A 608-nucleotide genomic window follows, 5' to 3' on the forward strand; every position below is an offset into this window, starting at 1 on the left:
GTCACCCCATCGGGCGAACGGCAGGTTCGACGTCAAGATCAGCGAGGCGTGTTCGTAGCGGCTGGAGACCAGTTGAAAGAACAGGTTCGCGGCGTCCTGCTCGAACGGGATGTAGCCGACTTCGTCGACCACGATCAGCCCGATGCGGCGCAGTTTGATCAGCTCAGCAGGTAGGCGGCCGGCGTTGTGGGCGGCTTTGAGGCGGGCGACCCAGTCCACGGCAGTGGCGAACGCGATCCGATGCCCGGTCTGGGCGGCCTTGATGGCCAGTCCGATCGCCAGGTGGGTTTTGCCGGTTCCCGGTGGTCCCAGGAGCACGACGTTGCGGGCCTTCGCCAGGAACGCCCCGGTGCCCAGGTGCGCGACGACGTCACGACCGAGGGAGGGTTGATGGTCGAAGTTGAACTCCTCCAACGATTTGCGGGTCGGGAACCCGGCCGAGCGGATGCGGGTCGCAGCGCCAGAGGATTCACGGGCAGACACTTCGCGCGACAGCACGGCTGCCAGGTATTCCTCGTGGCTCCAGCCACCGTCACGGGCTTGCTCGGCCAGCCGTGTCGCGGACTCCCGGATTCGGGGTGCTTTGAGGGCGTGGGCATAGTGTTCGA

At 66.1% G+C, this 608-nt stretch carries 1 protein-coding gene; it reads right to left on the minus strand.

What is annotated here, in order from left to right; translation table 11 throughout:
- The coding region (gene istB, locus AC5Y21_RS26025) for an IS21-like element helper ATPase IstB (RefSeq protein ID WP_499917036.1) at positions 1-608 on the minus strand (608 nt) is incomplete at both ends.

It is taken from the genome of Mycobacterium sp. NGS41, from assembly GCF_059812725.1.